Here is a 21773-nt window from a genome sequence, read left to right as displayed (position 1 = left end):
CGAAGGGGCGCGAAGGGCGCAGGTCGGTCGGCAGGATAACCTCGGGAGCGCCGGCCTGACCGGGCCCGTCGGGAAACGGGGGCGACATGGCGACGAATGGCGGTTTGCCGAACATCCTGCTGATCATCGCGGACCAGATGACGCCGTTCATGCTGGAGGCATGCGGCCATCGCGGCGCGCGCACGCGGCACATATCGGCGTTGGCGGACCGGGCGGTGAACTTCACCAACGCCTATACACCGAGCCCGATCTGCGTGCCCGCGCGGTCCTGCCTGATGACCGGGCTTCTGACCTCGACGACCGGGTGCTACGACAACGGCGATCCTTACCCCAGCTTCATCCCCACCTTCGCGCATTACCTGACGAATGCAGGCTATGACGCGGTGCTGTCGGGCAAGATGCATTTCATCGGTGCCGATCAGTTGCATGGATATGCGAGACGGCTGAACACCGATATCTACCCGTCGGGCTTCCTCTGGTCCTATCCGCTGCTACCCGAGGACGACCCGGAGGCCATGGCCTTCGACTTCGCGCCGCAATACCGGGCGGAGAATATCGGGCCGGGATGGACGGCCGAGCTGCAGTATGACGAGGAAACGCAGTTCCGGTCGCTCGAATACCTGCGCCATGCGCCGAAGGACCGGCCCTGGGTGCTGACGGTGAGCTTCACCAACCCGCATCCGCCCTATGTGGTGCCGCGCCGCTATTGGGAGATGTACAAGGACGCCGACCTGCCGCTGCCGCACTATCCAGAGGATATGGATGCGAAGTACTCCGATTTCGACCGGGCCTTCATCCGCTGGTACGGGCTCGACCGGAAGTCGATCCGGGAACCGGAGCACCTGATCGCGATGCGCCGGGGCTTTGCCGCGCTCGCGCATTATGTCGACGACAAGGTCGGCGAGTTGATGGATTTGCTGGACGAGCAGGGTCTGACCGACGACACAATCGTCATCTTCACCTCGGATCATGGCGAGATGCTGGGCGAGAAGGGGCTGATCCAGAAGCGCAGTCTCTACGAGTGGTCGGCGCGCATTCCCCTGATCGTGGCGATGCCCGGCGGTGCGCGGCGCGACATCACGACGCCAGTCTCGCTGCTCGATCTGCCGGCGACACTGGTCGATCTGGCCGGACAGGAGCAGGCGCTGGCGATGGAGGGGCGCACGCTGGTGCCGGCTTTGGAGGGCGGGACGCTGGAGGAGGTGCCGGTTATCGGCGAGTACCACGGCGAGGGCATCATGCGGCCAAGCTTCATGGTGCGGAAGGGGCCGTGGAAATATCTCTACTGCCACCGCTCGGCGCCGCAGCTCTTCAATCTGCGCGAGGATCCGGGCGAATGGGTAAACCGCGCCGGCGACCCCACCGTGGCAGGGATCGAGGCGGAGTTGAACGCGGTCGTCACCGGCGGTCGGTTCGACCTCGCGGCGATCGAGGCCGATGTCTGGGCGCGTCTACCCCAGAAGGCGGTCGTCAATGCCGCGATGGCGGCGAATGGCACTGCCTGGGACTACCGGGTGGCGGATGACGCCACCCGGAAGTACGTCCGCGCCTGAAGCCTGGGTCAGCGCCCGTAGCGCTCGGCGGTCAGACCGTCGAAGTCGATCTCGGGCTTCTTGCCCATCACCAGATCGGCGACCGCGCGGCCCGAACCCGCCGCCATCGTCCAGCCGAGCGTTCCGTGGCCGGTGTTGAGATAGAGGTTGCGGTAGCGCGACGGGCCGAGGATCGGCGTGCCGTCCGGCGTCATCGGCCGGAGCCCGGTCCAGCCCTCGGCCTGGCTGAGGTCGCCGCCCTTGGGGAAGAGGTCGCCGATCACATGGCGCACGGTGTCGGTTGCATGCGGCCCGAGGCGGTTCGAATAACCCGCGATCTCGGCGGTGCCGGCGACGCGGATGCGGTCGCCGAGCCGGGTGATCGCGACCTTGTGGGTCTCGTCCATGATCGTCGATTGTGGCGCGAAGCGGTCGTCGGTGACCGGCAGCGTCACCGAATAGCCCTTCACCGGGTAGACAGGCAGACGGATGTCGATCGGGTTGAGGAGGTTCGGCGCGTAGCTGCCGAGCGCGCAGACATAGGCGTCGCCGGTGACGAGGCCGAGCTTGTCGGTCCTGACACCCTTCACCTTCTCGCCCTCGACCGCGATCATCTCGATCTTCTGGCCGTAGTGGAAGGACGCGCCGAGTTCGGCCGCCTTCTCGGCGAGTGCGATGGTGAACAACCGGCAGTCGCCGGTGCGGTCGGCGGTGAGGCGGAGGCCACCGACGAACTTGTCCTTCACCTCTGCGAGCGCGGGTTCGGCGGCGATGCAGCCGTCGCGGTCGAGGACCTCGAAGGGGCTGTCGAACTCGGCCAGGACCTCCTGGTCGGCCTTGGAGCCCTTGAGCTGCTTCTCGGTGCGGAAGAGCTGCAACGTGCCCTGCTCTCGGCCGTCATAGTCGATACCGGTGTCGGCGATGAGCTCGGGCATCACGTCGCGCGAATAGTTCGAGATGCGGACCATGCGCGACTTATTGAGCGCATAGGCGGACTCGTTGCAGTTGGTCAGCATCTGCGCGCCCCATTTCCACATCTTGGGGCTGATGAGCGGCCAGATGAAAAGGGGGCGGCGCTTCATGAAGAGCCACTTCAGCGCCTTCATCGGCACGCCGGGCGCGGCCCAGGGCGAGGTCATGCCATAGGAAAGCTCGCCCGCATTGGCGTAGCTCGTCTCCAGCCCCGGACCGGGCTGACGGTCGAGAACCACGACCTCGGCGCCCTGACGGGCGAGATAGTAGGCAGTCGTCACGCCGATCACACCGGCGCCCATTACGACGATCTTCATGGTCCTGTCCCCGCTGATTCCGGTCCGCGCGCTACCATAGCATGGCTGGTGCGGCAATTCGGATCGGCGGCTGGTCTTATCGGGCCGCAAAAACTGGACTGCGTGGCGTCAGGGACTTGCGCTCAGTTGGGCTTGACGGCGACGAGAATGACCCCGAGCTCTTCCTCGGCATCCTTGAGCTTCTTCACGTTTTCGGCGGGCAGGGTGGCGGTATCGGCCTCGACCCCCTCCATCGCGAGGAGCGGGCTGCCGATCTCATTCTCCAGCCGCTGGATCGTGGCGAGCTTCTCGGGTTCCAGATGGGCGAGGGAGTAGAGCATGGTGGCCTCCTTGGGATCGGTTGCGCGGCCAGTCTAGCCCATCTACCGGGGAGCGGTCACCATGCCGGATGTCAGAGTGTCAGGTGCCGCACCCGCGCGCCCCATTCGATGGCGGCGGCGTGCAGGCGGTCGACGGTCAGTTCGTGGCGGACCTCCTCGAGGAGCCGCAGTTCGGCCTGGCGCAGCTTGCCGTCGGCGGCGGCCACGTCGCAGGCCAGCGCATAGGCGGTCTCCCAGAGCCGTTCGGGGAGCGCGTCGCGCACCATCGCGAAGAGCGTGTCGAGCCCGTCCTCTTCCTCCATGAGCTGGTAGACGGTCTGCGCGACCTCCTTCACCGCATCCATGTCGTAATCGGCGAAGACCGGCAGGTGATTCACCTGCCGCTCGATGGCGACGAGTTCCGAGGTGCGGATCGATTCATCCGAGACCGAGACCGTGACCATGATCGCGACGAGCGCATCCTGGGCGGAGAAGGCGGGGAGGGTATGGGTCACTGTCTTTGTCCTTCATGCTTTGCCAGGCAAATTATTGACGATCCGCCCCCCGTTCAATAGGAGACGGACCTTGCGGCACATGGGGTGCCGTCTCTACGGGATGAATGTCATGTCTCCTCTGCGCGACGCCGCGATGAACTCCAAAGCCTGGCCTTTCGAGGAAGCGCGCCGCGTGCTGAAACGCTACGAGAAGGCGCCGCCGGAAAAGGGCTATGTGCTGTTCGAGACCGGCTACGGACCGAGCGGACTGCCGCATATCGGCACCTTCGGCGAGGTGCAGCGGACGACGATGATCCGCCGGGCGTTCGAAATCATCTCGGACATTCCGACCAAGCTCATCTGCTTTTCCGACGACCTCGACGGGATGCGGAAGGTGCCCGACAACGTGCCCGAGCAGGCGATGCTGAAGGAAAACCTGCAACGGCCGCTGACCTCGGTCCCCGATCCGTTCGGCGAATACGAGAGCTTCGGCCATCACAACAACGCGATGCTCAGGCGCTTCCTCGACACCTTCGGCTTCGAGTACGAGTTCATCTCCGCCACCGACTTCTACCGTTCGGGCCGGTTCGACGAGATTCTGCTGCGCTGCTGCGAAAAGTACGACGCGATCATGGAGATCATGCTGGCCTCGCTCCGGGAGGAGCGGCAGCAGTCCTATTCCTGCTTCCTGCCGATCCATCCCGAAACCGGCCGGGTTCTCTATGTCCCCATGAAGAACGTCGATGCGGCGCGGGGCGAGATCACCTTCGACGACGAGGAGGGCCGCGAATGGACGCTGCCCGTGACCGGCGGACAGGTGAAGCTGCAGTGGAAGCCGGATTTCGGCGCGCGCTGGGCGGCACTCGGCGTCGATTTCGAGATGTACGGCAAGGACCACTCGACCAACACGCCGATTTATGACGGGATCTGTGAGGTTCTGGGCGTCAAGGCGCCGGAGCATTTCACCTACGAGCTTTTCCTCGACGAGCAAGGCCAGAAGATCTCGAAGTCGAAGGGCAATGGCCTCACGATCGACGAGTGGCTGACCTATGCCTCGACCGAGTCCCTGGGCTATTTCATGTACCAGAAGCCGAAGACCGCGAAGCGGCTCTGGTGGGACGTGATTCCGAAGGCGGTGGACGAGTATCACCAGCAGCTGCGCGCCTTCCCCGACCAGGACGATGCCCAGCGGCTGGCGAACCCGGTCTGGCACATCCACAACGGCAACCCGCCGGCCTCGGACATGGTGGTGCCCTTCGCGATGCTCCTCAACCTCGCCAGCGTGGCGGGAGCCAAGGACAAGTCGGGGCTCTGGGGCTTCATCAAGCGGTACGCCCCCGAGGCCACGCCCGAGGCGAACCCGCAGCTCGACCAGGCCGCGGAATTCGCGGTGCGCTACTTCAACGACCACGTCGCGCCGACACGGGTCTTCCGCGCGCCCTCCGACAAGGAGCGAGTGGCGATGGAGGAACTCGTGGCCCGGCTCAGGGCTTGGGACGGCGGGCTCGATGCCGAGGCGCTGCAGTCGATGGTCTTCGCCATCGGCAAGGAGCACGGGTTCGAGCCCCTGCGCGACTGGTTCACGGCGCTTTACGAGGTGCTTCTCGGTGCGAGCCAGGGACCGCGCTTCGGCGGGTTCATCGCGCTTTACGGCGTGGGCGAGACCGTGGCGCTCATCGAGCGGGCGCTGGCGGGCGAACTCGCGGCCTGATGCCGAAGGGGCGGTGCTTGACGCCGCCCTGTTTCGTTACTCGGACGACTGCCCGGACCGGTCGGTCCAGATCTCCCACCAGCCGCGCCAGCGGCGGGACAGGCCGTGCGCGGGTTCCCTGAAGAAACGCAAGCCGAGCGCGAATGCGTCGGTCCGCAGTCGCGCTTCCTCGCGCGCGGCCTGGGCACAGACCTCGTCACCGCCCTCGATTCCGGCAAGCGCCTCGATCAGCGTGGCGAGGTCGCGCACGTCGCCGAGCATCTCGCCAAGCGTGTCCGCCGCCATGACATGGGGATGCATCATCTCGGGCCAGACCGGCGCCAGAAGGCGGGCGTGGTACCAATGGTCCTTGACCCGTCTGCGCCAGCGATGGAGCCGTTCGGGCGTGGGCGAACTGGCGGCCTTCTCAAGCGCGTCCCGGGCGTCTTCCCAGCTCCGTTCCAGCCCGCCGGAAAGCGCGTCGAAGCCGCTGCCATGCGCTTTCCAGCCCTTGGCGCGGGCCGCGATCTCGTTGATCGCCTCGGCATGGGCAGCGTAAACGGCCTCGGTGTCCGGTGCGTCACCTTGCGGTGCAGCAAGCGCCTCGCGGAGGCGGATCTGGGTAGCCTGCGGTAGATGGAGCTTGGCCGCGATCCGGTCGAAGGTCTGCGACAAGACGTCGGCATCGCGCAGCGGCTCCATGAGGCGCGCGGCCTCCCTCAGCGCGTCGTTCTCGCGGCCGAAAGCCTTGAGGCCGGGGCGGACGAGTCGAAGTGCCGCGCGCGATTTCTTGATGTTCTTGCGCAGCTCGTGGACCAGTTCGGCCGGCGGCAGCGACCGATCCGCGATCAGCGCGCTTGAGGCCGCGAGTCGGTCGCGCACGATCCGGCGAACCGCCTTCGCGGCGTTCCTGTCTGCAAGTTCGAAAGCGAATGCCATGGTGTCATAATCCGGTCGGTCCGGGGCCGGTTTGGTCCCGAAAGCCCGTGGGGGCTATATTGCATTCATGTAATACCTGCGTGACAGGAGGCAAAATGCGGAACTGGCTCTGCAGTCCGGCCTTTGTGCTTATGCTGCTCGTCCCAAGCTTTCCTGCGCATGGAGAGGACGGTGCGGACATCCGAGGCGTGATCGGCGCGCAGATCGAAGCCTTCACGGTGGACGATTTCGCGGAGGCGTTCGGATTCGCCTCGCCGATGATCCGGCACATGTTCCAGACGCCCGAGAACTTCGCAAACATGGTGCGCCAAGGCTACCCGATGATCTGGCGCCCCGGCGAGGTCCGATACCTCGGGCTGCGTGAGGAGGGCGGGCGGATGCTGCAGCGGATGGGCTTCGTCGATGGCGAAGGGCGGCTCCACCTCTTCGATTACGACATGGTGCGAAGCAGCGACGGCTGGCGGATCAACGGCGTTCACCCCGTCGCCGCACCCGAGGTCGGTGCCTGAGGACAGCGTACGCCCGGCTAACGCGCGCCTCACCTGTCTGCGCTAGACCTTGGGGCCGAGGCCCTGAGCGGCCCGGAACCTTCCCCAATCGAGCATTCCCGGTACGACTTCCGGCGCGGAGGCTCTCGGCCGCCAGCTGCGGTCGGCCCAGGGATAGCTCGATCGGAAGCCAAGCAGGACAAGGGGTCTTAAGCGATGAACAAGGCGATCACAGACGGGCTGGTTCTCATGCCGCCCGCTTTCGAATACGGGCTCGATGTCTGGTCGAGCGGCGATGGCACGCCGGGCTCGTCGACGTGGGCCGGATCGCCCGAGGCCGCGCTAGTGACGGCGGAACAGGATTTCGGTTCCTGTCTCGAAGTGGTCAAGACAACCTCGGTCACCAAGCTGCGCTTCACCGGCGAGACGCCGCTGCTGCCCGGCTGCTACCTGCGCGTGAGGGCGCGGGTCAAGGCGATGAGCGGCAACCTTCCCGCCGTGCGGATCGCGGGCTGGGCCGGTGGCGCGGGCGGGGCTCATGTTTCGGGAGTCGTCGAGACCGGGCCGAGCGTCCAGCTCACGAGCTACGGACGGGTCGAAACCGTCGAGGCAATTGTCGGCACTGGCTATCGCACCGGGGTCGACATGGCGTGGGGCAAAGGCACGCTCTACGGGCATCTCGGGCTCGATCTCACCGGCCCGAACGGCGGCGTGGTCCGGATCGACGACATCGAGATCGAGGACGTGACCTCGGTCTTCCTGCGGACAATGATGGACTGGATCGACGTGCGTGACTACGGCGCCAAGGGCGACGGCGTGACCAACGACACGGCGGCCTTCGAGGCGGCGGATGCCGCCGCCGATGCGGCGGGTCGGACGCTTCTCGTTTCTGCCGGAACCTATCACCTCAACGCCGATGTCACGCTCGAGGCGCCGGTGCGGTTCGAGGGCCGGGTGACGATGCCGGTGAACCGCAGGCTGGCTCTGACCCGCAACTTCGATCTGCCGAGTTACGCGGCGGCCTTCGGCGACGAGGAACTCGGCTTCAAGAAGGCGTTCCAGGCGCTGCTGAACTTTTCCGACCACGACTCGCTCGACCTCAAGGGGCGGCGGATCGAGGTCACCGCGCCGATCGACATGCAGGCGGCAGTCAACAACAAGACCACCTTCGCCACCCGCAGGGTGATCCGCAACGGCCAGTTCAACGTGATCGACGGCCCGGCCTGGGTTCCGACGATCGTGACCTCGCAGGCGAACTTTTCATCGGCGAACCCGACGACTCTGAGTTCGGTCGCCAACATCGCCAACATCCCGGCCGGGGCGCTCGTCGAGGGCACCGGGGTCGGGCGCGAGGTATATGTGACGTCGGTCAATGTCGGCGCCGGCACGCTGACGCTGTCGAAGCCGCCCTGCGGTGCGGCCGGCACACAAGTCTACACATTCACCCGGTTCAAGTATGCGCTCGATTTCGGTGGCTTCGCCTCGCTGTCGCAGATGGCGCTCGAAAACATCGACGTCGCCTGCAACGGATACTCGAGCGGGATCCTGCTGCCGCCGTCGGGGATCGTCTTCCAGATCCGCGACAGTTTCATCTCGAACCCGAGGAGCCGCGGCATCACGTCGACGGGGAGCGGTTGCCAGGGGCTGATGATCGACCGCTGCCAGTTCCTTTCGGCCGAGGGTCCGCTTCGGGCGCAGGATCGCCAGAGCATTGCCTTCAACACCAATGCCAACGACGTCAAGGTGCGTGACTGCCGGGCGCTCAACTTCCGCCATTTCGCAGTGATGACGGGCGCCGGCAACCTGATCAGCGGCAACCACTTCTTCCAGGGAGACGGAAATGCCGCGGGGGTGCGGCTAGCCGGGCTGGTGCTGGTCGGCACCGATCTCAGGACCACGATCACCGGCAATTCGATCGACAACTGCTTCGTCGAATGGACGAACGAGCACGAGGTCGATCCGGGCTTTCTCAACCAGCTCTCGTTCGGCGGGCTGACGATCACCGGCAACGTATTCACGGCCTCGGACGTCGCGCCGTGGTTCAGCTGGATCGTGATCAAGCCCTATGGGGCGGGCCATTTCATCCAGAGCCTCAACGTCACCGCGAACGTGTTCAAGTCGTTCAACGGTTCGGTCGACAGGGTCGACAAGGTGGATACGACCTACGCGTCGCTCGATAACGGGCGGATGCGCAGCGTCTGGTTCGAGGGCAACACCTTCACCGGGGTCACCCAGTCGATTGCCAACCCGGTGATCTACGAGTTCAACCAGAGTTCTGCGGCAACGAGCTGGATCGTCGATGCCGGCGCCTATCTGCCGTTCGGCGGTTGGGCACGTACCGTGGAGTCGGTGATGCCCGAGGGCATGATCACCGGCCCGTCAGGTGAGCGGCGCTCGGACCAGCCCTATGTCCAGGTCACTCAGGGTGCCACGAAACAGCAAGTCACGCTCAACTGGGCGGCGGCGTCGAAAGGGCGGGTCCAGGTGAAGGTGCGTATGGACAATCCGATCTGAGCTGTCGTTCGCGGCCCTAGGCGGTTCGGGCGGGCGCGAGTGCCGCCCGGATCCCTTCTAGAGCGGGGGGGGCGGTGGTACCGCGGAAAGGATCTCGGCCCAGAGAAGCCGCTTGTCGACGGGCTTCGAAATGAATCCGTCCAGATCCAGCGCCATGTAGTGTTCGCGCTGTGTGACCGCGGCATCGGCGGTGAGCGCGACGACGGGAATACCTGCCCAGCCGGTGCCGGCGGTACGGATCTCGCGGAAGGTCGCCTCGCCGTCCATGTCGGGCATGTTCATGTCCAGAAGGACGAGGTCGAATTCCTCATCCGCGAGCCGGTCGAGCGCGTCGCCGCCGCTTTCGGCCTCGAAGGCCTCAATTCGCAGGCTGCGCAGCATCTGAACGACGATGAGGCGGTTGGTCGCGATGTCGTCGACGACCAGAACGCGAAGCCGGCCGTAGATGCTTTCGGCGCCGGTCTCGGGTGGGTCTGGCACCATCACGAAGGGAACCTCGATCCGCGCGACGGGGCTGCCGTCCGGCGCGCGCAGCACCGCGGCGCGGGCGCCCATCACTTCGGCGATGCGGTGCACGAGCGTCGTCGCGAGACCTTCGCCGCCCGGTATCGCGACGCGGTCCTCCGGCGCGCAGCCGGGACCGCGCGCGGCGATGGTGATCCGGAGCCGATCCATTCGTCCCGGCGCCAGTGAGCAGCGCATGTCGATCCGTGCCGGGCTGTCCGAGGAATGGTCCGACATCACGGCGGCGCTGAGATGGGTCAGGCACTTGCGCAACAGGATCGGGTCGAAGCGTCCGAATTCCGGCACTTCCGGGGCGATCTCGATCGACATGACCGGGTCTTTTCCGCCCTTTACCGGCAGCTTCATCGACGCCACCGCCTCTAGTTCGGCGCGGATCGCGGCGGTCACCGGGTGGAACCGGATCTCGCCCTCGCTGAGCGACGCGAGGTCGATCACGTCCTCCGCCAGCATCCGCAGGATGCGCGCCGCGGCTTCAACTTCCGCGGCGTGGCGCCGCGCGGTGTCGAGATCGCCCGCCTCGCGCAGGAGCTGGCTGTGCCCGAGCACGCCGTTGAGCGGGGTCCGCAACTCGTGGCTCATCGCCGAAAGGAACCGGCTCTTGGCGCGGTTCGCTGCGTTGGCATCCTCGATCGCGATAATGAGCGCGGTCTGGGCGCGGTGGTTCTGCACCAGTGAGGCGATGAAGTAGCCGACCAGAGCGACCCCACCCGCGATCGCAAGACCGACATGCGCCGCCGTTGGGTCGCCAAGGCTTTGCGCCGGAATCCACAAGAGGACCAGCGCCGGCGGGACGCTGCTGAGAATGCCCATTGGCAGATGAATCGATCGTACGATCGACACGTTGAGGAGCGCCCCGACGAGCGGCAGAAGCGCCGCGAACTTGACCAGCGGGCCGGGGATCATCGCGAGGAAAAGCGCCGGAACGCAGTAGAACGCGACGATGGCCGTCGAATTGGCGAGGATCAGCGCATGCCGGAACCGGGTCGGGTTGGCCGCGAACGCCGCTTGCAGGCGGAGTTGCAGGATGTCGCAGCCGACGCAGAGCAGGTAGGTGAAGAACACGAGCCAGAACGGCAGGAGCACGCCGAACAGCACGCAACTCAGCGCGATCCCGACCTGGCGAACGACGAGATCCGCCTCGAGCCGCTTTCCCTGACGCGACATCTCGTCCAGCCAAATCGCTCGGTCAGCCATACTCGCTCGTCGCTGATCTGGGCGTCATGTGGTCTGATGCGCTCCCGCGCCGGAGGTTCCGTGTCTCAAGTCACTCTAAGGTCATTCGAGTCGAGTGCATAGGCTTTCGCGAAGCCGCCGTTGAGAAGTCCGCCCGCTATGTCGAAGAGGACAAAGTGGAAATCGGCGAAGTCGACGTAGAGCTTCGCCTTGGGGTGATGCCCGAGCCACGCTGCCCGGAGCGCGTCGCGTCGACCGTCTTCGCGGGCGAAGAAGCGGGCGCTCGCCCGCAGCGTGAGGCGCGGATGGGTGAGCGGATCTCCCTTCGCACCGGATTCGCCGATCAGCAGCGAGGCGCGCGGATCGGCGCGCAGCGCGCGGGCGTGGACCGCGAGGTCGGAGACCAGCGTCATCGGCTCTCCCTCGGGACCGAGGCCGAAGGCGATGCGGCTGACGAATGGTGCGCCTGTCTCGGGCTCGATCACCCCGAGAGCCGCGGTTGTCGCCGCGGTCAGGAGTTCGCGGGCAAGGCCGCGCGCCTCGTCGTCGGTCTCGCGGATCGGATTGATCTTGTCGCGCATCGCCGGTCCCCGCTTGCATCTTTCGTGGCGTTCAAGCGGTACCAATCGCGGCCCGGGCCGGCAAGCGCGGCGCGTTTGCCCGGCCGGATCGCCCTGACCGCGAATCACATGGTCCCGTCAGCGCGGGTTGATTCGCGTCGCCGGGCTATCTGCACGGAATGCGGGACCGGACAGCCTGGAGGTTGAAGGCAGGGCGCTCCGTCGGCCGCTCCGCATCCGTCAACAACCAATGAATTGATAATCCATGGCAATTGTTGCTTCGGTACGAAAATATTTACAGAATTTTCCGATTATCTGTCAATTTTTTTACAAAAAAATCCAGTAGATAAAATAGGTTACACAAAAATCTGACAATGGTTTACAGTGGCGGCTGAACGGGCTTCGCGGCCCTCTGGTGGCTTTGCGCTGCTGGTCGCGGGCCTTCCCGGGGGGAAATCGGCACAGGAGGCGATGATGGGCGCAACGGATACAGCGGCGAAACGGGCGATTCCGGCGGGATTTGAGAGCGCGCATGTCACACCGGACGGCTACCGCAACATGTACGAGGCGTCGGTCTCGGACCCAGCCGCCTTCTGGGGTGAGGAGGGCAAGCGCCTCGACTGGATCCAGCCCTACAGCAAGGTGAAGGACACCAACTTCGACTTTGGTTCGGTCTCGATCAAGTGGTTCGAGGACGGCGTCCTCAACGTCGCGGCGAACTGCATCGACCGTCACCTTGAGACCCGCGGCGACCAGGTCGCGATCATCTGGGAGCCGGACGATCCGGCAACGCCGGCCAAGCACATCACCTACCGAGAGCTTCACGAGAACGTCTGCCGCATGGCGAACGTGTTCCTGAGCCAGGGCGTGATGCGCGGAGACCGCGTGGTGATCTACCTGCCGATGATCCCCGAGGCGGCCTACGCGATGCTCGCCTGCGCCCGGATCGGCGCGATCCATTCGATCGTCTTCGCGGGCTTCTCGCCGGATGCGCTCGCCAACCGGATCAATGACTGCGGCGCCAAGCTCGTCATCACCGCCGACACCGCGCCGCGCGGTGGCCGCCGGACGCCGCTGAAGGCGAACACCGACGCGGCACTCCTGCATTGTTCGGACAGGGTGCGCTGCCTCGTCGTCAAGCATACCGGCGACCAGACGACCTGGATCGATGGCCGCGACGTCGACGTGCTCGCGCTGATGCAGACCGCCGCCCCCGATTGCCCGGTGCGGCCGATGGGCGCGGAGGACCCGCTCTTCATCCTCTACACCTCCGGCTCGACCGGCAAGCCGAAGGGCGTGGTGCATACTTCGGGCGGCTATCTCGTCTATGCCGCAATGACACATCAGTACACGTTCGACTACAAGGACGGCGACATCTTCTGGTGCACCGCCGATGTCGGCTGGGTCACCGGCCACAGCTACATCATCTACGGGCCGCTCGCGAACGGCGCGACCACGGTGATGTTCGAGGGCGTGCCGACCTATCCCGATGCCGGTCGCTTCTGGGAGGTCTGCGCCAAGCACAAGGTCAACCAGTTCTACACCGCGCCGACCGCGATCCGCGCGCTGATGGGGCAGGGGCCGGAATGGGTCGAGAAGCACGACCTCAGCGACCTGCGGATTCTCGGCACCGTGGGCGAGCCGATCAATCCGGAAGCCTGGACCTGGTACGACAAGCATGTCGGCAAGGGCAAATGCCCGATCGTCGACACTTGGTGGCAGACCGAGACCGGCGGCCACCTGATCACGCCGCTGCCGGGCGCCACCGAGACCAAGCCGGGTTCCGCGACCCTGCCGTTCTTCGGCGTCAAGCCAGTGGTGCTCGAGGCCGAGAGCGGCAAGGTGGTCGAAGGCAACGGCGTCGAGGGCGTCCTCTGCATCGGCGACAGCTGGCCCGGCCAGATGCGTACCGTCTGGGGTGACCACCAGCGCTTCCAGGAAACCTATTTCCAGCAGTACAAGGGCTACTACTTCACCGGCGACGGCTGCCGCCGGGACGAGGACGGCTATTACTGGATCACTGGCCGCGTCGATGACGTGATCAACGTCTCGGGCCACCGCATGGGCACGGCCGAGGTCGAAAGCGCGCTCGTCGCGCACGAGAAGGTCGCCGAGGCCGCCGTGGTGGGTTATCCGCACGAGATCAAGGGCCAGGGCATCTACGCCTATGTCACGCTGATGAAGGGCGTCGAGCCGACCGACGATCTGCGCAAGGAACTGGTGAAGTGGGTCCGGACCGAGATCGGCCCGATCGCCTCGCCCGACCTTATCCAGTGGGCGCCGGGCCTGCCCAAGACCCGCTCGGGCAAGATCATGCGCCGGATCCTGAGGAAGATCGCCGAGAACGACTACGGCGCGCTCGGCGACACCTCGACGCTCGCCGACCCCTCGGTCGTGGACGACCTCATCGACAACCGCATGAACCGGGGCTGAGCGCATGAGCGATACGACTACCACTCCGGCCGTACTGATCCTGCTCGGGCCTCCAGGTGCCGGCAAGGGCACCCAGGCGCGGATGCTGGAGGAAGAGTTTGGCCTGATCCAGCTCTCGACCGGCGATCTGCTGCGCGCCGCGGTCGCGGCGGGCACGCCGGCCGGGCTCGCCGCGAAATCGGTGATGGAGGCGGGTGGTCTCGTCTCCGACGAGATCGTGCTGGCGATCCTCAAGGACCGGATGGCCGAGCCGGATGTGAAGGCCGGCGTCATCCTCGACGGGTTCCCGCGCACGGCCGGACAGGCCGCGGCGCTGGACGGGCTTCTGGCCGATGCCGGCCAGAAGGTTTCGGCCGCGATCAGCCTCGAGGTTGACGACGAGGCGATGGTCGGCCGGGTTGCAGGGCGCTTCACCTGCGCCAGTTGCGGAGAGGGATACCACGATACCCACAAGCGACCCGCGAAGGCGGACGTTTGTGACAAATGCGGCGGCACGGAGTTCAAGCGCCGGGCCGACGACAATGCCGAGACGGTGCGCGAGAGGCTCAAGGCCTATCACGCCCAGACGGCGCCGCTGATCGCGCATTATCGCAAGATGGGTGTGCTCGAGACGGTCGACGCGATGGGTTCCATCGCCGGGATCGCCTCGGCGCTCGGGCTCATCCTGCGCCGCGTGACGGCCTGAGGGAGACGGCGCCCCGACTGAAGGGGGCGCCGGCGGGAAACGAGGGAACTCAAGGGAGTAACACAAATGGCGGACAAATCTTCGTCCAACGCCTATTGGAAGGCCAACATTCGGCTCATTCAGGTCTGTCTGGTGATCTGGGCACTGGTCTCCTTCGGCTTCGGGATCATCCTGCGGCCGATGCTGATGGGCATCAATGTCGGCGGCGCCGATCTCGGCTTCTGGTTTGCCCAGCAGGGCTCGATCCTGGTCTTTCTGGTCCTGATCTTTTTCTATGCCTGGCGCATGAACCAGCTCGACCGCGAACACGGCGTCGAGGAGTAAGACGGAATGGAACAGTATACCCTTAACATCATCGTCGTCGGCCTGAGCTTCGCGCTCTATGTCGGCATCGCGATCTGGGCCCGCGCGGGCTCCACGAGCGAGTTCTATGCCGCCGGCCGTGGCGTCCATCCGGTCGTCAACGGCATGGCCACGGCGGCCGACTGGATGTCGGCGGCCTCGTTCATCTCGATGGCGGGCCTGCTCGCCTTCGGCGGCTACCAGACCTCGCTGTTCCTGATGGGCTGGACCGGCGGCTACGTGCTTCTGGCGCTGCTGCTCGCGCCGTACCTGCGCAAGTTCGGCAAGTACACCGTGCCGGAATTCGTGGGTGACCGCTTCTACTCGAAAGCGGCGCGCATCGTGGCGGTGATCTGCCTTCTCGCGGCCTCGATCACCTACGTCATTGGCCAGATGAAGGGCGTCGGCGTGGCGTTCTCGGGCTTCCTGAACATCAGCTACTCGACCGGTCTCTGGATCGGCGCGGGCATCGTCGCGGTCTACGCGGTGCTCGGCGGCATGAAGGGCATCACCTATACCCAGGTGGCGCAGTATGTCGTGTTGATCTTCGCCTACACCATTCCGGCGATCTTCATCTCGTTGCAGCTCACCGGCAATTTCCTGCCGCAGCTCGGCCTCTTCGGCACGCACCTGGAAAGCGGCCAGCCGCTTCTGGCCAAGCTCGACGAGGTGGTGACCCAACTCGGCTTCAACCAGTACACGGCGCATACCACGAGCACGCTGAACATGGTGCTCTACACCGCGTCGCTGATGATCGGCACCGCGGGCCTGCCGCACGTCATCGTGCGCTTCTTCACCGTGCCGCGCGTCGCCGATGCCCGCTGGTCGGCTGGCTGGGCGCTGGTCTTCATCGCGATCCTCTACACCACGGCCCCGGCCGTCGGCGCGATGGCCCGTCTGAACTTCATCACCACGGTCTATCCGGGTGGCGACATCACCCAGCCGCTCGAGCTGGAAGCGCGTCCGAACTGGATGAAGAACTGGGAAGCCACCGGCCTCCTGGCGATCGAGGACAAGAACGGTGACGGCAAGATCGAGTTCACCGCCGATGAAGCCACCAACGAAGTGACCAAGCTCGACCGCGATATCATGGTTCTCGCGAACCCGGAAATCGCGGGCCTGCCGGGCTGGGTCATCGCGCTCGTGGTCGCCGGTGGTCTCGCCGCGGCGCTCTCGACCGCGGCGGGCCTGCTGATGGCGATCTCTTCGGCCGTCTCCCACGACCTCATCAAGGGCGTCTTCAATCCGAACATCTCGGAAAAGAGCGAGCTGATGGCGGCGCGGGTCTCGATGCTGGTGGCGATCGTCATCGCGACGATCCTCGGCCTCAACCCGCCGGGCTTCGCGGCCCAGGTCGTGGCGCTGGCCTTCGGCATCGCGGCGGCTTCGCTCTTCCCGGTGATCCTCCTTGGCATCTTCTCCAAGCGGATCAACAAGCAGGGCGCCATCGCGGGGATGCTCGCGGGTCTTATCTCGACCCTGCTCTACATCTTCGCCTACAAGGGCTGGTTCTTCATCCCGGGCACGGCCTTCGCCGAAACGCCGGTGTTCGGAATCTCGCCGGAGGCCTTTGGTGCGGTTGGTGCGATCATCAACTTCATCGTCGCCTTCGTTGTCTCGAACGCGACCGAAGAGACCCCGGCCGAGATCCAGGAACTGGTGGAATCGATCCGCGTGCCGAAAGGCGCCGGCGCGGCCACCGGCCACTGATCTCCCACAATCAAGGCGCGTCCCTCTACGGGGCGCGCCACCCCGGACACGGAGGACCACGTGAGCGAGGACGTTCGGACCATTCAGGCTTTCCTCGAAACGGTCCATCCCTATGACAGTCTGCCGCAGGACGAGCTGGCGCGGGTCGCCGGCTCCTTCGGCCGCAGGCAGCTCGGCGCGGGTGCCGAGATCTACGGACATGGCGCCAAGCTGCCCGGCCTCTTCCTGATCGAGTCGGGCGGGGTCGAGATTCTCGATTCCAATGGCGCACTCGTCTCGCTTCTCGGCCCCCGAAACTCCTTCGGCGAACGCGGGCTGATGCGCGACGGCCGCGCCGCGACGACGGCGCGCACCACGGGCGCTGCGACGCTTCTGGTGCTGCCGGTGGCCGAGTTCCGCCGGCTCGTGAGTTCCGTCGAGAGCTTCGCCAAGTTCTTCAGCCGCGGCCGCGGTGCGGAGCCGCGCGGCAGCGACCTCGCCACCCGCCGCGTCGGCGAACTCATGGCGCGCGACCCGGTCGCCTGCGCGCCCGAGACCCCGGCCGCCGAGGCCGCGCGGATGATGCGCGAGGCCAATGTCTCGAGCCTCGGCGTCACCGATCCCGACGGCGTGCTTCTCGGCATTGTCACCACCCGCGACCTCGCGCACCGGCTGCTGGGCGAGGGCCGCGACCCGGCCACCCCGGTGGCCGAGATCATGACCGTGGACCCGGCCTCGCTCTCGCCCGAGGCGCTTGGCACCGACATCCTGCACCTGATGCTCGAACGCCGGATCGGCCATGTGCCGGTGACCGAGGCGGGGCGACTCAGGGGCATGATCACCCAGACCGACCTGACCCGCCACCAGGCGGTGAGCTCCGCCGTCTTGATCCGCGACATCGCTCTGGCCGAAAGCGCCTCCGAGATGGCCGAGACGACGGCGCGGATTCCGGGCCTCCTGCGCCAGCTCGTCGGCGGTCACAACGCTCACGAGGTGACGACGCGGCTCATCACCGACATCGCCGACGGGGTGACGCGGCGGCTTCTCGCGCTCGCGGAGAAGGAACTCGGGCCGCCGCCGGTTCCGTATCTCTGGCTCGCCTGCGGCAGCCAGGGCCGGCAGGAGCAGACCGGCGTTTCCGACCAGGACAACTGCCTGATGCTCGACGACGCGGTGACGGCGTCGGATATGCCCTATTTCGAAAAGCTCGCGAAAGTCGTCTCGGACGGGCTCGACACCTGCGGCTATGTCTACTGCCCCGGCGACATGATGGCGACGAACCCGCGCTGGCGCCAGCCGGTCCGGGTCTGGCGCGACTATTTCCGCGGCTGGATTCAGACCCCGAGCCCCGAGGCGCAGATGCTCGCCTCGGTGATGTTCGACCTGCGCCCCATCGGCGGCGCGGCGCATCTCTTCGGCGGCCTCCAGCAAGAGACGCTGGACGCCGCCGCGAAGAACTCGATCTTCGTCGCCCACATGATTTCCAACTCGCTCAAGCACACGCCGCCCTTGGGCCTCATCCGCGGCTTCGCGACGATTCGCTCGGGCGAGCACCGCAATCAGATCGACATGAAGCATTCCGGCGTCGTGCCGGTCACCGACCTCGCCCGGGTCTACGCGCTTCAGGGGCGCCTCCCGCCGGTCAACACCCGCGCGCGGCTCGTCGCGGCGGTGGAGGCTGGGGTGGTCTCGGCCTCGGGCGGGCGCGACCTGATCGAGGCCTACGACCTCATCGCCGAGACCCGGCTCGAGCATCAGGCGGCAAGGGTCAAGGCGGGTGAGAAGCCCGACAACTACCTCGCGCCCGCGAGCCTTTCCGATTTTGAGCGCAGCCATCTGCGCGATGCCTTCGTCGTGGTGCGCACGATGCAGTCGGCGCTTGGCCACGGCAAGGGAGCGTTGAATTGAAGGAGCGGCCATGCTGATCGATTTCATCTCCATCGTCGCAGCGGGCTTCGCCGCCGCCGGCCTCGTGATGGGGCTCAACCGGCTTTCCGGGCGGCGTCTGCCGAAATGGACAATGCCGGCGGGGGCGGGCGTGGCGATGCTCCTGTTCATGGTCTGGAACGAATACAGCTGGGCCGACCGGACCCGACTGACCCTGCCCGAAAGCGCCGTCGTCACCTTCAAGAACGAACGCAGCGACTTCTGGCGGCCCTGGACCTACCTCGCGCCGGTGACGACGCGGATGGCGCTGCTCGATCGCGGCCCGGAAGCCGGACTGCCCGCCGATCCCGGCCCCGAGATGCGCCACGCGAAGCTCTACCTGATGGAGCGCTGGCGGCCCTCCTACGGGCTCACGGTGCTCTTCGACTGTGCCGGCGCGCGGCGCGTTGACGCCAGCGCGGCCGGGGCGACCGCCGCCGAGCTGGCGGTCGCGGACTGGCAGGAACTCGACCCGGAGGATCCCGCGCTCCGGGCAGCATGCGAGGGAGGAGGCAATGGCAGAGGCTAAGAAACGCCACCGGGTCCTCATTATCGAGGACGAGGACAACATCGCGCTGGCGCTGGATTACGTGCTCACGCGCGAGGGCTACGACCACGACCGGATCGCCAACGGCGCCGAGGCGCTGCCGAAGATCCGCGATACCGCGCCGGATCTGGTGCTGCTCGACGTGATGCTGCCCGAGGTCTCGGGCTACGAGATCTGCCAGAACGTGCGGATGGACCCCAAGCTCAAGGACGTGAAGATCCTGATGATGACCGCGCGCGGCTCGGCGATGGAACGCCGCAAGGGGCTCGCGCTCGGTGCTGACGGGTTTATTGCGAAACCGTTCGAACTCAAGGAGTTGCGCGATGAAGTTCGCAAACTTCTCGAGCCCGGCGCCGAGGGAGCGGGAGGCGATGGGTAACGGCCTCAGCCTGCGCCAGCGGCTGCTTCTCTTCTTCGCGGCGATCGCCGTGGGCGGGGTGGTGTCGGTGGTGGGCGGGCTCTGGCTCGGATTTCAGCACTCCGGGTTGCCCGAAACGCAGTCGGCCTTCGTCACGGCGGGCGCTGTGGCGAGTTTCGGGATCATTGGCATCGCCGCCTGGGTCTGGCTGCTCTTCGACGAGAATGTCGGCCGCGCGCTCGACCGGCTCGCCGCGGGGATGCGGGCACAGGCCCATGCCGACGGCGCGGGCACCTTCGACGCGGCGCCGGGGCGCTACCTCGGCGATCTCGGCCCGGCCGCGACGGCCCTGACCGACGCGCTCGCCGAGACCCGGGATGCCCTTGCCGAGGCGGTGGAGCGCGAGACGACCCGCCTCAAGGAGGAGAAGGCCCGGCTCGAGGCGCTCTTGTCGGACGTGCCGGCGGGGGTGCTCCTGTGTTCGGGGGCGCATCAGCTGGTGTTCTACAACGGCCCCGCGACCGACATCCTCGGCGCAGGCGCGGCGCCCGGCCTCGACCGCAAGGTCTTCGACGCCTTGCGCGAGGCGCCCCTGATGCATGCCTACGAGCGGCTGGTGGCCGCGGGTGACGCCGAGGCGGTCTCGGATCTTCTGGTGGCGACGCGCGACGGGGCGCGGGTGCTTTCGGGCCGGATGCGGCTTCTCGAAGGCGGGTCGGCGCCGGGCTATGTGCTGACCCTGCGCGACGTGACCGGCGATCTGGCCGCCCATGCTGGTCGCGACCGGCTTCTGGAGGAGATCTTCGACCGGATCCGCCGCCCGGCGGCGAACCTGCAGACCGTCATCGGCGTCCTCGCCGAGGACGCGGGCAGCGAGGCGCTGAACGCGGCGCTGCTTCAGGAAGTCGGAACCCTCGCGGCCTCGGTGAAGGAGCTCGCCGACCGTTACGACGCGGCGCGCGGCAGCTGGGCGGCGCTGCCGTCGACGCGCTCGGCCGATCTCGTCGACGGCTTCCGGGCGCGGGCGGAGGCGGCGGGCGTGGCGGTCAAGGCCGAGGCCGACGACCTGATCCTGCGCTGCGACGGGTTCGAGACCGTCGCGCTGCTCGCAGGCTTCGCGCGGCGGCTGAAGGCGGCGGGGATCGCCGGGGCGGTGACGCTCCGGCTCGTCGAGGACGGTGCCGGCGCGATGATCGAGCTCGGCTGGACCGGGCCGGCGCTGACCGTGGGCATGCTCGAAGACTGGCTCGCCGGGCCGCTCGACCCGGCGGCAGGCGAGGCGACCGGGCGGGCGGTGCTGACCTCCCATGCCACCGAATGCTGGCCGGAAGCGGAGGACGGAAGGGCCGCGATCCTGCTGCCGATCCGCGAGGCGCGCCGGGCGGGTGCGCGTGTGGCGGCGATCGCGCGGCAGGTGGTCTACGACTTCGACCTGCTCCTCAAGCCACCAGCGGCGGAGCTCGCGGCGACGCCGCTCGGCGATCTCATCTATGTCGTCTTCGACACCGAGACGACCGGGCTTCTGCCCGAGGCCGGCGACGAGATCGTGCAGATTGCCGGGCTCCGGCTGGTGAACGGGCGGCGCATCCAGGGCGAAGTTCTCGACATGCTGGTCGATCCCGGCCGCCCGATCCCGCCCGGCGCGACCGCGGTGCACGGGATCTCCGACCGGATGGTGGCCGGCGCCCCCGGCATCGCCGAGGCGCTCACCCGGTTCCATCGCTTCGCAGAGGGCGCCGTGCTGATCGCCCACAACGCGCCCTTCGACATGACCTTCCTCAAACGGCGCGAGGCCGAGATCGGGCAGGCCTTCGACCACCCGATCCTCGACACGGTGCTTCTCTCGGCGGTGGTCTACGGCCAGACCGAGAGCCATTCTCTCGACGCGCTCGCCGCGCGACTCGGCATCACCATCCCCGAGGAGGCGCGCCACACCGCGATCGGCGACACGATCGCCACGGCCGAGGCGTTCCTGAAGCTCCTGCCGATGCTGAAGGGAAAGGGGATCGTGACCTTCGGCGATGTCTTGACCGAGGTCAGGAAGCACGGTCGGTTGCTCAGGGATCTGAACGCCTGAGCCTCGTCCCGACACGGCTCTGCCTCACGGCCGGGGCGCCGGGGGCAACGCGACGCCGGATCGCCGCTTATCGGCGGGACCGGCGTTCGGAACTCTCCGCTAGGGCCTGTTGACAAAAGGGATTCACACGGACGCCTGATCATGATTCAAGCTGGTATCTGCGATGGAGACCAGCTTGGCACGAGACCTGATGTCGGACGATGAGTGGGCGTT

At 66.6% G+C, this 21773-nt stretch carries 18 protein-coding genes; 12 read left to right on the top strand and 6 right to left on the bottom strand.

From position 1 onward, the window contains the following. The first annotated feature begins 86 nt into the window (after window positions 1-86). Window positions 87-1553 (top strand): choline-sulfatase, encoded by a 1467-nt coding sequence (gene betC / locus OM960_RS22335; protein ID WP_264773516.1) that lies wholly within the window; start codon window positions 87-89, stop codon window positions 1551-1553. A gap of 8 nt (window positions 1554-1561) precedes the next feature. Here the strand turns inward: betC and OM960_RS22330 are convergent, their stop codons facing one another. The 3 genes from OM960_RS22330 to OM960_RS22320 all read right to left on the bottom strand — a co-directional run bounded on the left by OM960_RS22330 (window position 1562) and on the right by OM960_RS22320 (window position 3584). Then, window positions 1562-2878 (bottom strand): D-amino acid dehydrogenase, encoded by a 1317-nt coding sequence (locus OM960_RS22330; protein ID WP_411709811.1) that lies wholly within the window; start codon window positions 2876-2878, stop codon window positions 1562-1564. 65 nt (window positions 2879-2943) lie between these two features. Next, a complete protein-coding gene (locus tag OM960_RS22325; protein ID WP_263339120.1) occupies window positions 2944-3141 on the bottom strand; it encodes a hypothetical protein in 198 nt (65 codons plus the stop codon). A gap of 71 nt (window positions 3142-3212) precedes the next feature. Then, a complete protein-coding gene (locus tag OM960_RS22320) occupies window positions 3213-3584 on the bottom strand; it encodes a tellurite resistance TerB family protein (RefSeq protein WP_290428743.1) in 372 nt (123 codons plus the stop codon). Window positions 3585-3744: 160 nt separating this feature from the next. On the opposite strand from OM960_RS22320, the gene OM960_RS22315 reads away from it, so the two are divergent. Beyond that, complete coding sequence (locus OM960_RS22315; protein ID WP_263339115.1) at window positions 3745-5325, top strand: lysine--tRNA ligase; 1581 nt, start codon at window positions 3745-3747, stop codon at window positions 5323-5325. 36 nt (window positions 5326-5361) lie between these two features. On the opposite strand, the gene OM960_RS22310 is transcribed toward OM960_RS22315, so the two are convergent. Then, window positions 5362-6243 (bottom strand): CHAD domain-containing protein, encoded by an 882-nt coding sequence (locus OM960_RS22310; RefSeq protein ID WP_263339111.1) that lies wholly within the window; start codon window positions 6241-6243, stop codon window positions 5362-5364. A gap of 131 nt (window positions 6244-6374) precedes the next feature. Between OM960_RS22310 and OM960_RS22305 the strand changes: the two genes are divergently transcribed. Both OM960_RS22305 and OM960_RS22300 read left to right on the top strand, forming a co-directional pair. Then, entirely contained in the window at window positions 6375-6752 is a 378-nt protein-coding gene (locus OM960_RS22305) for a DUF4864 domain-containing protein (protein WP_264773515.1), read from the top strand. Between the two features lie 195 nt (window positions 6753-6947). Then, window positions 6948-9245 carry a glycosyl hydrolase family 28-related protein gene (locus OM960_RS22300; protein WP_264773514.1) on the top strand — a complete coding sequence of 766 codons (2298 nt, stop codon included), beginning with the start codon at window positions 6948-6950 and terminating at the stop codon, window positions 9243-9245. Between the two features lie 57 nt (window positions 9246-9302). Here the strand turns inward: OM960_RS22300 and OM960_RS22295 are convergent, their stop codons facing one another. Beyond that, on the bottom strand, window positions 9303-10964 hold the full coding sequence (locus tag OM960_RS22295) for a response regulator (protein WP_264773513.1): 1662 nt from the start codon (window positions 10962-10964) through the stop codon (window positions 9303-9305). A gap of 65 nt (window positions 10965-11029) precedes the next feature. Further along, a complete protein-coding gene (locus OM960_RS22290; protein WP_264773512.1) occupies window positions 11030-11524 on the bottom strand; it encodes a HugZ family pyridoxamine 5'-phosphate oxidase in 495 nt (164 codons plus the stop codon). Window positions 11525-11977: 453 nt separating this feature from the next. On the opposite strand from OM960_RS22290, the gene acs reads away from it, so the two are divergent. From acs to OM960_RS22250, 8 genes are all read left to right on the top strand, one after another. Next, window positions 11978-13936: an acetate--CoA ligase gene (acs, locus tag OM960_RS22285; RefSeq protein WP_264773511.1), complete on the top strand. Its 1959-nt coding sequence runs from the start codon at window positions 11978-11980 to the stop codon at window positions 13934-13936. 4 nt (window positions 13937-13940) lie between these two features. Further along, on the top strand, window positions 13941-14621 hold the full coding sequence (locus OM960_RS22280) for an adenylate kinase (RefSeq protein WP_263339098.1): 681 nt from the start codon (window positions 13941-13943) through the stop codon (window positions 14619-14621). Between the two features lie 66 nt (window positions 14622-14687). Next, a complete protein-coding gene (locus tag OM960_RS22275) occupies window positions 14688-14945 on the top strand; it encodes a DUF4212 domain-containing protein (protein WP_263339096.1) in 258 nt (85 codons plus the stop codon). A 6-nt stretch (window positions 14946-14951) separates the two neighbouring features. Next, window positions 14952-16673, top strand: coding sequence for a sodium:solute symporter family protein (locus tag OM960_RS22270; protein WP_263339093.1), 1722 nt, complete (start codon window positions 14952-14954; stop codon window positions 16671-16673). A gap of 60 nt (window positions 16674-16733) precedes the next feature. Beyond that, window positions 16734-18560, top strand: coding sequence for a DUF294 nucleotidyltransferase-like domain-containing protein (locus OM960_RS22265; RefSeq protein ID WP_264773510.1), 1827 nt, complete (start codon window positions 16734-16736; stop codon window positions 18558-18560). A 10-nt stretch (window positions 18561-18570) separates the two neighbouring features. Then, window positions 18571-19107 carry a hypothetical protein gene (locus OM960_RS22260; protein ID WP_263339086.1) on the top strand — a complete coding sequence of 179 codons (537 nt, stop codon included), beginning with the start codon at window positions 18571-18573 and terminating at the stop codon, window positions 19105-19107. Continuing rightward, the gene (locus tag OM960_RS22255; protein WP_263339084.1) at window positions 19094-19504 is read left to right on the top strand and encodes a response regulator transcription factor; all 411 of its coding nucleotides are present in this window, start codon (window positions 19094-19096) and stop codon (window positions 19502-19504) included. The genes OM960_RS22260 and OM960_RS22255 overlap by 14 nt, the downstream gene beginning before the upstream one ends. Further along, the gene (locus tag OM960_RS22250) at window positions 19449-21560 is read left to right on the top strand and encodes a 3'-5' exonuclease (RefSeq protein WP_264773509.1); all 2112 of its coding nucleotides are present in this window, start codon (window positions 19449-19451) and stop codon (window positions 21558-21560) included. The genes OM960_RS22255 and OM960_RS22250 overlap by 56 nt, the downstream gene beginning before the upstream one ends. The last annotated feature ends 213 nt before the right edge of the window (window positions 21561-21773 follow it).

The organism is Defluviimonas salinarum (genome assembly GCF_026013545.1).
In the GTDB taxonomy this organism is placed as follows: domain Bacteria; phylum Pseudomonadota; class Alphaproteobacteria; order Rhodobacterales; family Rhodobacteraceae; genus Albidovulum; species Albidovulum salinarum.
The sequence above is the reverse complement of the archived record's forward strand: the minus strand, read 5'-3'. Positions and strand labels throughout refer to the sequence as shown.